Source organism: Martelella sp. FLE1502, from assembly GCF_053484255.1.
On the sequence record NZ_JBAKFQ010000006.1, the window covers coordinates 1 to 13,714 of the forward strand.

At 61.3% G+C, this 13,714-nt stretch carries 13 protein-coding genes and 1 pseudogene; 7 read left to right on the forward strand and 7 right to left on the reverse strand.

Annotated features, from left to right (window positions below; genetic code table 11):
• The 7 genes and pseudogenes from V6767_RS07065 to V6767_RS07095 form a co-directional block, all read right to left on the reverse strand.
• Positions 1-320, reverse strand: a pseudogene (locus tag V6767_RS07065) (transposase); the annotation flags it as partial.
• A 291-nt stretch (positions 321-611) separates the two neighbouring features.
• Positions 612-1,604, reverse strand: a complete 993-nt coding sequence (locus V6767_RS07070; protein ID WP_448472814.1) for a WavE lipopolysaccharide synthesis family protein — start codon at positions 1,602-1,604, stop codon at positions 612-614.
• A 154-nt stretch (positions 1,605-1,758) separates the two neighbouring features.
• Positions 1,759-2,097: a hypothetical protein gene (locus tag V6767_RS07075; protein ID WP_448472815.1), complete on the reverse strand. Its 339-nt coding sequence runs from the start codon at positions 2,095-2,097 to the stop codon at positions 1,759-1,761.
• The gene (locus tag V6767_RS07080; RefSeq protein ID WP_448472816.1) at positions 2,094-2,834 is read right to left on the reverse strand and encodes a glycosyltransferase family 2 protein; all 741 of its coding nucleotides are present in this window, start codon (positions 2,832-2,834) and stop codon (positions 2,094-2,096) included. Before V6767_RS07080 ends, V6767_RS07075 begins: the two co-directional genes overlap by 4 nt.
• Entirely contained in the window at positions 2,831-3,481 is a 651-nt protein-coding gene (locus tag V6767_RS07085; RefSeq protein ID WP_448430113.1) for an HAD family hydrolase, read from the reverse strand. Before V6767_RS07085 ends, V6767_RS07080 begins: the two co-directional genes overlap by 4 nt.
• 2 nt (positions 3,482-3,483) lie before the next feature.
• The gene (locus tag V6767_RS07090) at positions 3,484-4,110 is read right to left on the reverse strand and encodes a phosphodiesterase (protein WP_448472817.1); all 627 of its coding nucleotides are present in this window, start codon (positions 4,108-4,110) and stop codon (positions 3,484-3,486) included.
• Positions 4,110-4,853, reverse strand: coding sequence for a glycosyltransferase family 2 protein (locus V6767_RS07095; protein WP_448472818.1), 744 nt, complete (start codon positions 4,851-4,853; stop codon positions 4,110-4,112). Before V6767_RS07095 ends, V6767_RS07090 begins: the two co-directional genes overlap by 1 nt.
• Positions 4,854-5,190: 337 nt before the next feature.
• Here V6767_RS07095 and V6767_RS07100 point away from each other — a divergent pair, with 337 nt between their 5' ends.
• The 7 genes from V6767_RS07100 (at position 5,191) to V6767_RS07130 (ending at position 13,709) form a co-directional block, all read left to right on the forward strand.
• Positions 5,191-6,192, forward strand: a complete 1,002-nt coding sequence (locus tag V6767_RS07100; protein WP_448472819.1) for a Gfo/Idh/MocA family protein — start codon at positions 5,191-5,193, stop codon at positions 6,190-6,192.
• Between the two features lie 2 nt (positions 6,193-6,194).
• Positions 6,195-7,769: an acyl CoA:acetate/3-ketoacid CoA transferase gene (locus V6767_RS07105; RefSeq protein WP_448472820.1), complete on the forward strand. Its 1,575-nt coding sequence runs from the start codon at positions 6,195-6,197 to the stop codon at positions 7,767-7,769.
• Between the two features lie 241 nt (positions 7,770-8,010).
• Positions 8,011-8,778 (forward strand): enoyl-CoA hydratase/isomerase family protein, encoded by a 768-nt coding sequence (locus V6767_RS07110; protein ID WP_448472821.1) that lies wholly within the window; start codon positions 8,011-8,013, stop codon positions 8,776-8,778.
• Between the two features lie 2 nt (positions 8,779-8,780).
• Positions 8,781-10,298 carry an aldehyde dehydrogenase family protein gene (locus tag V6767_RS07115; RefSeq protein ID WP_448472822.1) on the forward strand — a complete coding sequence of 506 codons (1,518 nt, stop codon included), beginning with the start codon at positions 8,781-8,783 and terminating at the stop codon, positions 10,296-10,298.
• Between the two features lie 99 nt (positions 10,299-10,397).
• Positions 10,398-11,654, forward strand: coding sequence for an ABC transporter substrate-binding protein (locus tag V6767_RS07120; RefSeq protein WP_448472823.1), 1,257 nt, complete (start codon positions 10,398-10,400; stop codon positions 11,652-11,654).
• A gap of 274 nt (positions 11,655-11,928) precedes the next feature.
• Positions 11,929-12,831, forward strand: coding sequence for a carbohydrate ABC transporter permease (locus tag V6767_RS07125; RefSeq protein WP_230721490.1), 903 nt, complete (start codon positions 11,929-11,931; stop codon positions 12,829-12,831).
• Positions 12,828-13,709 carry a carbohydrate ABC transporter permease gene (locus V6767_RS07130; RefSeq protein ID WP_018065269.1) on the forward strand — a complete coding sequence of 294 codons (882 nt, stop codon included), beginning with the start codon at positions 12,828-12,830 and terminating at the stop codon, positions 13,707-13,709. The genes V6767_RS07125 and V6767_RS07130 overlap by 4 nt, the downstream gene beginning before the upstream one ends.
• The last annotated feature ends 5 nt before the right edge of the window (positions 13,710-13,714 follow it).

Here is a 13,714-nt window from a genome sequence, read left to right on the forward strand (position 1 = left end):
GCGGTCGATCATTTCTTTCCGCTCAGCAATCCCGCCTTGCCGAGCGCTCCGGCTAAAAAATCGTTCTCCAGTGTCAGTTCGCCGATCTTGGCATGTAGCGTTTTGACGTCCACGGTCGGGCCTGCCGGTTCCGCCTTGGCTTCATCGCCGAAAACGCCGGTCGCCCCCTCAAGGAGCTGATCTTTCCACTGTTTGATCTGGTTCGCGTGCACATCGAACTGCTGGGACAATTCCACCAGCGTCTGCTCACCTCGGATGGCGGAAAGCGCCACCTTCGCCTTGAAAGCCGGGCTATGGTTCCGGCGCGGTCGTCTCGTCATGGTATCTCCTGTTCCCGGCATCTAAGCCGATCTCAGGCAGAAATTCCACTTATCCTCGCTGTGCAGATTTTCCGAACCACCTCTAACCGCGTCTCATTATTATGAATATGTCCGAAACTTATCTTTTTCAAGAGGTCTCTTGACTTTTTTTGATTTTAGGCCTAACGGCGCTCCCGATTCCATGACATCGTCCAAACATTTCTCATCCGCTACCAGATTCGCGAGCATTCTATCGCCAGAGCAGATCAGCACCTTTGCCAAATCGGAAGAGTAAGAATACGCTGGTCTGGACTATCTAGGCAGCAGGAAAAACTCCAGCACGCCGGTGCGGATTGCCCGGCGGCGGACCTTGCTCTTGAACGGCAGCGAGATGACGTTGCCGATCAGACGACAGATCTTGTAGGGCTTGTAGAACTTTTCAATCCGCTCGCGCTCGGGGTCTTCCGCAGGCACCGGCGTGCTGGCGTCTACATGCTTGCGGTAGAGCCCGATCCACTCATTATGGGTGTAGCAGGTCATGAACGAGTTCGGATGCACCTTCATCACGAAGGTCGGCTTGGAGGGCATCAGGTCGAACTGGTCGAAGGTGAGGAAGACGAAATTCGAGGCGAAATATTTCTCGGTTTCGAGGATCGCCTGCGGATTGGCGTCCTTATAATAGGCGCATGGCACATGCCGGCCATCGCGGCGCAGCGCATTGACGAAAATATGCTGCTCGGGCGTGTAGCGGTTGTAGCGCTGGCCGCCCGTATCCCAGTTCGCCTCCTCCTCGGTCATCAGCGGCACGTCGAACATCTTGCGGATGTCGTCGGTGTAGCCGAAGAAGGCGAGGTCCGAGGGGTGGAACGGAAAGCTCACCCGCGAGCGCGGATTGCGCGAAAAATAGCAGGCCGCCAGCAGCTTGTGCGAAAACACCTGATAGGCATCGACGCTGTCCGGATAGGCATCGAAAAACCGCAGGAATCCGTCGCCCGTCAGCCTGAAATCGGTGCGCATGCGGAAGCAGAAACGGGTATCGACCTTTTCCAGCCCGGCGCGGGTGCCGACGATCTGGCGATTGACATTATTGGGCTTCTCGCCGGCGCGCGGGGAATAGTAGAAAAAGCCCGGATCCTCGCACAGCACCACTTCATCGCAGTCGAGGCCTGCGGTATCGGTCCCGACCCAGGTCGACAGAATGATCCTGGAGGAGGGAAAAAAGCGTCTGACCGCAGCGAAGCTGCCGCGCAGAAAAGACTTGTCCACCACGCCCTGAAACAGAAATGTGATTTCGCCTTTGTCCATCTTCTCACACCCTACGATCAGCGTGCCCCCGCTTGATAAGCTCATACACTACACGTAACCCAAACGGATGTAGAGCTACGAAATATAACGCCGTTACGGAGCACCCGAGAACTATATCCTGCGCAGTTCGCCGGACTTTCAGTCCCGATACACTTCAATCCTGCCGGGCCATTCCCATATATTTGTCGTCCGTTGCGCCCGGAAGCTTCACCACGACATTGATACTGTCATTCTCCAGACATTCGAAATCGGTCGCCTCTCCCGGCTCCATCACGATGATGTCGCCGGCGCCATACTCGATACCGTTCATCCGGATCCGCCCCTGCACCACGACGGTGTATTCAGTGGCGACCTTGTGAAAATGCATGGCCTCGCTGTCGCCGCGATCATAACGCTTGACCGCGACCTCCACATCCTCGGTCTTTGCAAGGCTGGGATCGAAATTGCCGATGAACCAGCCCTTCACCATGTCGTCGAGCCGCGCGGTCTTCAATGCAGCAGCCCTTCCTTGTGGTCGTTGAGCTGGGAGATGTACTGCGCAAGCTGCATCTCCGTCTTCAACGGATGAAACCTGTCATTGCTGATGAACTCGATGCCGACCTTGGCGTGACGCAGGATCATCTCGTTGATGGTCTGGCTGATATAGAAAGCGTTGTTGATCTTGCGATCCTTGCGCACGACGTTGAGCGCCGCGCGCACGAAATCCTTGCCGCTGCGGAAATAATAGAAGCTCACCAGCGCATGCTTGCTGATCGGCCGCTTTTCGGCGACCTCGCAGACATCGCCGTCCTCACCGAGCAATGCGAAGGAATAGCGCGGATGCACCGAGCGGAAGGCCAGCACGCCGGCATCGCAGTCGCGCTCGCGGAAGGCTTTGACGATACCGTCAAGATCGGCCTCGACCAGTTCGTCGGCGGCGACCAGCACGATCTCCTCGTTCTCGTCGATATGTTCAGCTGCCAGAAGCGCGGTGCAGACCGAGCCCGCCGTCGGCCCGGCGACCTCGACGCAGAGACCGTTATCGGTGGTCTGGCGGATCACGTCATCGACATTGAACTTGCGGATATCGGCGGACCTGACGCAGAAGATGATCTCACGCGGGAAAAGCTTCTGGAGGCCGGCGATCTGGCGCTCCAGAACCAGTTCCTCGTTGAACTCGGTCATGTAGAGCGGATAGAGCTCGCTCTTGATGTCGAGGTTTTCACCGCCCATCAGCACAACGATCTTCATGCCGCCGACCCCACTGACTTGGCTGCCTGATCGATCTCGGCGATTCGCGCCTTGATCCCGGCATAATTGACTTCGTCCACTTCCTTCACGACCATCACATGCGCGCCGGAGGCGGTCGCGGCCTTGATGCCGTTGGGATTATCCTCGACGATCAGGCATTCCTTGGGGGAAAGCCCCATCCGCTCGATCGCCTTCAGATAGATTTCCGGGTCCGGCTTGCTCTTGGTGACGTCCTGGTTGGACAGCTTGAAATCGAGATAGGGCGCAAGGCTCGCCTTTTCCATCATCAGCGTCACGGTATCGCGCATGGAATTCGAGGCCACCGCCAGATGGTAGCCTTCCATCCTCAGACGCGACAGCGCGTATTCGTGGTCGAAGCGCGGCCGGCAGCGCTCATAGATGATCTCCATCGTGTAGCGCTGCTTCATCTCATTGAGGAAGTCATGAAGATAGGGCGGAAGTTTCTTCTCCACGCTCAGACGTTGCAGCTTGGTGCGCGTCGGCAGGCCGTCATAGACGGTGCGGTGCTCGTGGCGCTCAATGGTGAAGCCGAACAGACCGAGCGCCCGGTTGAGCGCGTCATAGTGCCATTCCTTGGCCTCGATCAGCACGCCGTCCATGTCGAAAATGACTGCCTTGATCGCCATCTTCACTCTCCCGAAAAATAATCCCGCGCCGCCTCGGGCGCGTCGGTGCACAAATAGAGCCGGCTGCTATCGATGCATTTGGCCGATTTTATGATCGACCACTGCAGCGCCGTATCGCGCCGGTGCAGGTCGCTCGACACCACGCAGACCCGCTTTCCCTGGCCAATCAACCCCTCGATGAGGCCCGGACCGAACCAGTCGGAACGGAAGCAGTCGAGCCAGACCCCGTCGCATTGCTCCAGCAACGGCGCATTGGGCTGAAGATCGCTCAAACCCGTGAATGCGGTCAACCCGTCAGCCAATTGCCGCACCAGATCGGGAAGCGACATGTCGAACACGAAATAATTCGTGTGGCCATAGGCCGCCAGTATCTCCTTGACCTTGCCGCTCAACCCGTCCGCCTTGATATTCAGCGCCAGCATCAGATTCCGGCCGGCCATGACATCCAGAACGTCCGAAAGCCGCGGCTCGTTCCCTGTCGGCATGTCATGGGCGATGACAATTTCGCCCGCATGGTCGCGCAAATCCGTTTCGGTGCCGAAGCCGCGATCGAAGGAGCGGGCAAACGCCGTCATGACGTTCTTTTCCGCTGCACTTTCCCAAAGCCCCCTGTGCGACAGAACCTCCATCAGCGCACCTTTTCCGAAACCGGGTGGGCGAGAAACAGATCGAGGTCTGAGGGTATGCCGAGGCCGTACATGCCGTCGGCCTCGTTGCCGATCGAATAATGGCCGATCCTGCGCCCGTCGCGGATCAGGTAATTATAGGCCGGACAGATGTAGAACTCGCCATTGACGCGTTCGTCGTCGCCGATCATCGCCTTCGTCGCTGCCACCAGATCGCGTCCGGTCTTGAAATTGTAGACGCCGACGGTGGCGTCGTTCGAAATCACGCGCTTTTCGGCGGTCTCGACCACCTGCCCGTTTTCCTCGCGCACGAACGACCATTTCGGGTCGTCCGCCTTCATCGTCATGATCATCCCGTCATAGCCGCCGTCATCCATGAAGCGGAGATAATCATTGATGTCGATGTCGATATACTGGTCCGAATTGGCGGTCATCACCGGGTCGTCATTGTCGATCAGATGTTCGGCAAGCATAACGGTCGAGGCCTGGCCTTCGGTGATATGATCGATGCCAATGATCTCGACATTGCCGGCAAGCGCCTTCAGCTTTTCCTCAAGCCCGTAATCGCGAATGTGAGCGGACTGGCAGATGAAGATGAAACGATGATCGACGGCCGGCGTCAGATTTTCGACGACCACCTGGATCATCGGCTTGCCATGCACCGGAATAAGCGGCTTCGGGTCGCTATAGCCCGCATCGGCAAAACGGCTGCCGCGACCGGCCATCGGTATCACAATATTCAGCACTCAATCATCCCTGCCGGCTTCGTTGCCGCCTATGCCCCTGCCGCCACAAAAGCATGTTCCTGATCATACCAGATCAGCTCAATCCATGTTCTCAACAAAGCTTACCCGTAGTCGCACAATATGAACAGTGATTGCGTTACCGCGCGGTCTTGTGACCCAAGAACATGGCTTCCCCCACATTTTAGGTAGTCCATGCGAAAGCCGCGGGCAACCATGCATGGCTTCGTCGCCCGATTATCCCAAACTATACTAAATTTCCGGGCACGGATTGACGTGGCGCAACCGATGGCATAGAAATCGGAAAAATTGGAACGTGCCAAAAAATGGGAGGCAGGGCATGCAGTGGGGGCTTATCGGCGCCAGCACGATCGCGGCCGAGTATATGATCGGCGCGATCAGGGCGCATGAAGGCAACAGCATCAACGCGGTGCTTTCGTCCAGCTGCGCGCGCGCCGAAGCCTATGCCGCCTCCCATGGCATCCCCAATGCCGACACGGAGCTTTCCGCCCTTCTGTCGCGTCCGGAGATCGACGCGGTCTATATCTCGACCACCAATGAAAAGCATCGCGACCAGGCGCTGGCAGCCATTGCCGCCGGCAAGCATGTTCTGTGCGAAAAGCCGCTGGCGATGAGCGTTGCGGACGCAAGGGCGATGGTCGAGGCCGCGCGCAAGGCCGATGTTGTGTTTGCCACCAACCATCATCTGCGCTGCGCCGGCGCCCATCGCGCCGCAAAGGCGCTGATCGCCGAAGGCCGTATCGGCAAGGTGCTGTCGATGCGGGTCTTCCACGCCGTCATGCTGCCGGAGCACCTGCGCGGCTGGCGCATCGACAATCCGGCGGCCGGCGGCGGCGTGATCCCCGATATCACCGTGCATGACGCCGACACCGTCCGCTTCTACCTTGATGAGGACCCGCGGCGGGTCGTGGCCCAGGCCGTCAGTTCCGGCCTCGGCAAGGGCGTCGAGGACAGCGTGATGTCGGTCTGGACCATGCCGTCCGGCGTCATGGTCCAGAGCCATGAGAGCTTCACCCATCCGTTTGCCGGCTCCGGCCTCGAAGTCCATGGCAGCAAGGGCTCGATCTTCGCCCGCAACGTCATGACACAACGCCCGACCGGAACGCTCACGCTGGTGACGGAAGAGGGCGAAACCAACGTGCCTTACGAAAGCGAAGGCCTCTATGAATACGCGATCGCGGCCTTCAACCGCGCCGTTGCCGGCGAAGGCCGGCCAGCGGCGGACGGGATCGACGGCGTGAAATCGCTTGCCGTCGCCATGGCCGTACGGCAGTCGGCACTGGAAGGCCGGGCCGTCGACGTCAATTACGAAGGATATTGAGCATGCCGGGCAAGATCGTCACCGCCGAGGCCGCCGTCAGCCACATCGCCGACAACGCCGTCGTCTCGGTCTCCTCGTCCTCCGGCCTCGGCTGCCCGGACAAGGTGCTGGAAGCGCTCGGCGCGCGTTTTGCCGCGACCGGCCATCCGCGCAAGCTCACCACCATCCACCCGATCGCCGCCGGCGACATGTACGGCATCAAGGGCATCGACCATATCGCGCAGGACGGCCTGCTCGACACCGTGATTGCCGGCTCCTATCCGAGCGGCGCCTCGTCGCTGCGGATGCCGGAAATCTGGAAGATGGTCGTCGAAAACCGGATCGCGGCCTATAACGTGCCGTCCGGCATCCTGTTCGACATGCAGCGCGATGTGGCGGCCAAACGTCCCGGCGTGCTGACAAAGGTCGGCCTCGACACCTTCGTCGACCCCGAACGGCAGGGCTGCGCCATGAATGATCGCGCTGCGGAAAGCCCGATCGTCTCCCGCGTCGACTTTGCCGGCGATACCTGGCTTCACTTCAAGAATTTCGCGCCCGACGTCACCATCCTGCGCGCGACCACGGCCGATGAGCACGGCAATCTCACCTATGAGCACGAGGGCGCCTATCTCGGCGGGCTCGATCAGGCGATCGCCGCGCGCAACAATCGCGGCGTCGTAATTGCCCAGGTCAAGCGCGTCACGGCGGCGGGCACGCTGCGCCCGCATGATGTGCGGGTGCCCGGCCATCTCATCGATTTCATTGTGGTTGACCCCGGCCAGTACCAGACCACCGAAACCCTCTATGATCCTGCGATCTCCGGCGAGATCATCCATCCGCTGGAGGATTTCGAGCTTGCCGAACACGGCGTCGAAAAGGTCATTGCCCGCCGCGCCGCGATGGAGCTTGCCGCCGGCGAGACCGCCAATCTCGGCTTCGGCATCTGCGCACTGGTGCCGCGAATCCTGCTGGAGGAAGGCCATGCCCGCAAGGTGACCTGGGCGATCGAGCAGGGCGCCGTCGGCGGCGTGCCTCTGACGGGCTTCGCCTTCGGCTGCGCCTCCAACGCCGATGCCTTCATGCCGTCCCCAAACCAGTTCACCTATTTCCAGGGCGGCGGTTTCGACGTGACCTTCCTGTCCTTCCTCGAGGTCGACCGCGAGGGCAATGTCAACGTCTCCAAGCTCGGCAAGAAACCGTATCTCACCGCCGGCTGCGGCGGTTTCGTCGATATCACCGCCAATGCCCGCAAGATCGTTTTTGCCGGGCTTTTCGAGGCCGCGGCGACGCTTGTCCTCTCCGCCGACGGTCTGAAAGTCGAAAAGCCCGGCAAATTCTCCAAGATGGTCGACGAGGTCGAGCACGTCACCTTCTCCGGCCGCCGCGCCCGTGAAACCGGTCAGGACGTACTCTATGTCACCGAACGCTGCGTGATGCGGATCACCGATGACGGCCTCGTCGCCACCGAAATCATGCCCGGCATCGACCCCGAACGCGACATCGTCGCAGCCTCCGGCGGCCGGGTGCGGGTGGCCAAGAATGCGACCACGATGCCGCTGTCGCTGCTTGGCGAAAAGCCGATGGGGCTGGTGTTGTGACGGTGGCTGCGGAAAATCGGCCTGTCTGGGAAGCGAAGCCGGGCCACCTCCAAACAATCTCCCCCCTTGAGGGGGAGATGCCCCGACAGGGGCAGAGAGGGGTGAACCCTTTCAACACATTCGGAGCAAGCGGCTCATGCCGCTACCCCTCTCTGTCGCTTTCGCGACATCTCCCCCTCAAGGGGGGAGATTGGTGGGTGGGCCTGGCACGCACCGAAGAAACAATATCGGAATCGACCTCATGAGCGCCCTTCATCTCATCCGCCACGACGCCATTGCCGAGCTCCGGCTCGACAATCCGTCAAAGCTCAACGCCTTCACGCCGGATATGCTGGCGGCGCTCGACGCCCATCTCGATGCCATCGACGCCGACCCTGGGATCCGCTTCGTCATCCTCACCGCCGAGGGTGACCGCGCGTTCTGCGCCGGCGCGGACATTCAGGCCTGGGGCGATCTGCCGCCGGCCGAATTCGCCCGCCACTGGGTGCGCGACGGCCATCGCCGGTTCGACCGATTGGCGCGACTGTCGAAGCCGACGATTGCCGCGCTCTCCGGCCATACGCTGGGCGGCGGGTTGGAGCTTGCGGCGGCCTGCGATATCCGGGTGATGACGCCCAATGCCACGATTGCGATGCCCGAGCCGAAGATCGGCATGGTGCCGGGATGGTCGGGCACGCAGCGGCTGGCGCGGTTGCTGCCGGAGCCGGTGATCAAGGAGATGGCGCTGTTCGGACGCCGGCTCGACGCGGAGCGCGCGGTTGCGCTCGGCTTTGCCGCCGAGATCGCCGAAGACGCGCGCGCCGCCGCCTTCGACATCGCCGATGGCGCGCTCGCTTCGTCGGCTTATGCGACCGAAATCGCCAAATACATGCTTCATGCCGGCTACGGTGAAGATACCGCCGCCATGATCGAAACGCTCGGCAGCGGCATGATCGCCGCCTCCGCCGACAAGGCCGAGGGCGTGGCATCCTTCCGCGCCAAACGCAAACCCGCATTCAAGGGCAGATAGGCATGACCGATCTTACCATCATCCCCGCTGGCAGCCCGCTTCAGGAGCCCGTCTTTCAGGCAAGACATCTGATTGACGGCGCGTGGCAGACTTCCGCCGATGGCGCGACCTTCGAACGCCAGTCGCCCGCCCATCTCGTGAAGGTGACGAACGCCGCAAAGGGCGGCGTTGCCGAGACCGAGGCCGCGATCATGGCCGCCCGCACAGCCTTCGACGACGGCCGCTGGTCGCGTCTTACCGGCAAGGATCGCGCGAGCGTGCTGCTCAGGGTCGCCGACCTGATCGAGCGCGATCTGGACAAGATCGCGCTGCGCGACACGCTGGAGAGCGGCAAGCCGATCAGCCAGGCCTGCGACGAGATTGCCGGCGCCGCCGACCTCTGGCGCCATGCCGCAGCCCTTGCCCGCACGCTTTCCGGCGACAGCCACAACACGCTTGGCGACGACATGCTGGGCGTGGTGCTGAAGGAGCCGGTCGGCGTCGCCGCGCTGATCACGCCGTGGAACTTCCCGTTCCTGATCGTGTCGCAGAAACTGCCCTATGCGCTGGCCGCCGGCTGCACCGCCGTGATCAAACCCTCCGAGATGACGCCGTCCTCGACCATGATCCTCGGCGAACTGCTGATCGAGGCCGGGATTCCCGACGGCGTCGTCAACATCGTTCTCGGCTATGGCGATCCGGTGGGCACGACCATGTGCGAGAGCGAACATGTCGACATGGTCTCGTTCACCGGTTCCACCGGCGTCGGCAAGGCGATCGTGAGGGCCAGCGCCGGCACGCTGAAAAAGGTCTCCCTCGAACTCGGCGGCAAGAATCCGCAGGTCGTGTTCCCCGATTGCGATCTCGACGATGCCGCCGACGCGATCGTCTTCGGCGTCTATTTCAACGCCGGCGAATGCTGCAATTCCGGCTCGCGCATCATCGTCCATGAGGACGTTGCCGAGGCGTTGACGGAAAAGGTGGTGGCGCTCTCGCGGAAGGTCGCCTTCGGCGATCCGCTCGACCCTAAGACTAAAGTAGGGGCTATCATTTCCGAGGCGCATTTTGCAAAGATCGATAGCTATGTGGAGGCCGCGCGCGAGGCAGGAGCGGAGATTCCGCTCGGCGGCGGAGCGCTTGAAATCCCGGGGTTGTCAGGCCGTTTCTATGGGCCTACAGTTGTAACAAATATCAGTTCAGGCATGGCGATCGCACGGGAGGAGGTCTTCGGACCGGTGCTGTCGGTCCTGACCTTTAAATCGATTGAGGAGGCAATCGCACTGGCCAATGACGCGAGCTACGGGCTGTCGGCCGGCGTCTGGAGCAGGGATGTTTCGACCTGCCTCGCCTTCGCCCGCCGCGTTCAGGCCGGCACAGTGTGGACCAATACCTGGATGGATGGATATTCCGAGCTGCCGTTTGGCGGCGTCAAGCAATCGGGCCTCGGCCGCGAGCTGGGTCGCTACGGGCTTGAGGAATACCTGGAGGTGAAAACCGTGACGATGCGCATCGGTCGCTCGCGCGCGCCCTGGGTGGAATGAACTGTTCCCTTCCAAGGGGAACATGAGGAGGAAATGCCTGCCGGGCCCCGTGGAGCAATGCTCCCCCGGCGGGACCAAAAACGCAGACAGGAGGACACTATGCGTTTGAATTTTGCGAAAAGTGCAGCCGTTATCGCGATCGTCGCGGCCTCGGCTTCGGCGACGTCCGTGAAGGCGGAGGACGTGGAAGTCCTGCACTGGTGGACGTCCGGCGGCGAAGCCTCGGCGCTCAACGTGCTGAAGGAAAACCTGCAGGATCAGGGCATCGGCTGGCAAGACATGCCGGTGGCAGGCGGCGGCGGCGAACAGGCCATGACCGTGCTGCGCGCCCGCGTGACCGCCGGCAACCCGCCGGCAGCCGTGCAGATGCTCGGCTTCGACATCACCGACTGGGCCGAGGAAGGCGCGCTTGCCAACCTCAACGACATCGCGGCTGAGGAAAACTGGGACGCTGTCGTTCCGGAAGCGCTGCAGAAATTCTCGAAATATGACGGCAACTGGGTCGCAGCCCCCGTGAACGTCCACTCCACCAACTGGGTCTGGGCCAACAAGTCGATCCTCGACGAGCTTGGCATCGAACAGCCCCAGACCTGGGACGAGCTGGTCGCCGCCCTCGACAAGGTCAAGGCCTCCGGCAAGGTGGCGATCGCCCATGGCGGCCAGCCCTGGCAGGATGCCACCATCTTCGACGCCGTCGTGATGGCAACCGGCGGACCGGAATTCTACCAGGCCTCGATGATCGATCTCGATCCCGAAGCCCTCGGCTCCGACACGATGAAGGAAGTGTTCGACCGCATGACCGTTCTGCGCGGCTATGTCGACGACAACTTCTCCGGCCGCGACTGGAACCTCGCTTCCGCCATGGTCATCAACGACGAGGCCGCCTTCCAGTTCATGGGAGACTGGGCCAAGGGCGAATTCCTGAAAGCCGGCCTGACCCCGGGCGAGGATTTCCTGTGCTTCCGCTTCCCCGGCACGCAGGATCAGGTCACCTTCAACTCCGACCAGTTCGCCTTCTTCAACCAGGGCGACGAGCCGACGGCACAGCAGGTGGCGCTCGCCAAGGCGATCATGTCGCCGGAATTCCAGTCGGCCTTCAACGTCGTCAAGGGTTCGGTTCCGGCACGCACGGATGTTTCCGACGCCGATTTCGACGCCTGCGGCAAGCAGGGCATGAAGGATCTGGCGGCGGCCTCGTCGTCGGGCAACCTTTTCGGCTCCATGGCCCACGGCCACGCCAACCCGGCCTCGGTCAAGAACGCGATGTACGACGTGATCACCGCCCAGTTCAATGGCGAGTATGATTCCGAAACGGCAACGGAAGAGCTGGTCACCGCGGTTCAGATCGCGCAGTAAGCGGCTTGTCCGGGCGCGGCGATAGCCCGCCCGGACAGCTTGAACTGGCTGGGCTCGATGATCCCGCCCCACGCCGATCTCCCCCCTTGAGGGGGAAATGCCCGGCAGGGCAGAGAGGGGTGCAGCGCCAGCCGCTCGTTCTGAATTCGCAGAGAGGTTTCACCCCTCTCTGTCGCTTTCGCGACATCTCTCCCTCAAGGGGAGAGATTGATTGGTGCACACCGCACCGCCTCGAATAACACCGGCGGCAAGGCCGCCAATCCGGAGGGTTTGAATGGCTTCGTCCGCGCAAAGAAGCGGGAGAGCGGGGGATTTTCTACGCGATGCCCTGCCGAAGATCGTGCTCAGTCCGTCGCTCGCGATGGTGCTGATCTTCGTCTACGGCTTCATCGCCTTCACCGTCTATCTCTCCTTTACCGACAGCCGCATCCTGCCGAGTTTCGATCTCGTCGGCTGGAAGAACTACATCAACCTGTTCCGGCTCAGGGCCTGGACGATCGCGATCAAGAACGTCGCGATCTTCGGCTCGCTCTACATCATCTTCTGCTGCGCGATCGGGCTGATGCTGGCGATCTTCCTCGACCAGAAGATCCGTGCGGAAGGCTTCATCCGCTCGATCTACCTCTATCCGATGGCGCTGTCCTTCATCGTCACCGGCACGGCCTGGAAATGGTTCCTCGATCCCGGCATCGGGCTTGAGGCGGTGATGCATTCCTGGGGCTGGACCAGCTTCCAGTTCAACTGGATCAAGTCCAACCAGATGGCGATCTACACCATCGTGATCGCAGCCGTCTGGCAGACCTCCGGCTTCGTCATGGCGATGTTCCTCGCCGGCCTGCGCGGCATTGACGGCGAGGTGCTGAAGGCCGCCCAGATCGACGGCGCGTCGAACTTCTCGCTCTATCGCCGGATCGTGATCCCGCAGCTTCGCCCGGCCTTCATGTCGGCGATCGTGGTGCTCGCCCATATGGCGATCAAATCCTACGACCTCGTCATTGCGCTGACCGGCGGCGGGCCGGGGCGCGCCACGGAGCTTCCCGCAACCTTCATGTATTCCTACACCTTCACCCGCAACCAGATGGGCATCGGCGCGGCCTCCGCCGTGATCATGCTGATGTCGGTTGCTGCCATCATGGTGCCCTATCTCTGGTCGGAACTGAGGGAGAAGAAGCAATGAGCAGCAACGCTTCCACTCAAGTTGTCTCGACGGGCCGCACGGCGCGGTTCTTCATCTACACCGTGCTCCTGATCTTCTGCCTCTATTACCTGCTGCCGCTCTACGTGATGGTGGTGAATTCGCTCAAGCCGCTGCGCGAAATCCAGGCCGGCGGGATGATGAACCTGCCCGAGGCGCTGACCTTCGAGCCGTGGAAAAGCGCATGGTCGACCGCCCAGATCGGCGTGCAGGCGACAGGCCTCAAGCCCTATTTCTGGAACTCGATCCAGATGGTGGTTCCCGCCGTGGCAATCTCCACCGTGCTCGGCGCGCTGAACGGCTATGTGCTGACCAAGTGGCAGTTCCGCGGGCACAATATCATCTTCGGCCTGCTGCTCTTCGCCTGCTTCATTCCGTTCCAGATCGTGCTGATCCCGATGGCGCGCATTCTCGGCATTATAGGACTTGCGGGCTCCGTGCCGGGGCTGATCTTCGTGCATCTGGTCTACGGCATCGGCTTCTCGACGCTCTATTTCCGCAACTATTACGCCCAGTTCCCGAGCGAGCTGGTGCGCGCGGCGATGATCGATGGCGCCGGCTTCTTCACCATCTTCCGCCGCATCCTGCTGCCCTCATCGGGACCGATCGCGGTGGTCTGCATCATCTGGCAGTTCACGAACATCTGGAACGACTTCCTGTTCGGCGCCTCGTTCTCCGATTTCAACAGCCAGCCGATGACGGTGGCGCTCAACAATCTCGTCCAGTCGTCGACCGGCGTGAAGGAATACAATGTCCACTTCGCCGGCGCGATCATGGCGGCGATGCCGACATTGCTCGTCTATATCGTCGCCGGGCGCTATTTCGTACGCGGCCTGATGGCCGGCAGCGTTAAGGGTTAAGGTCC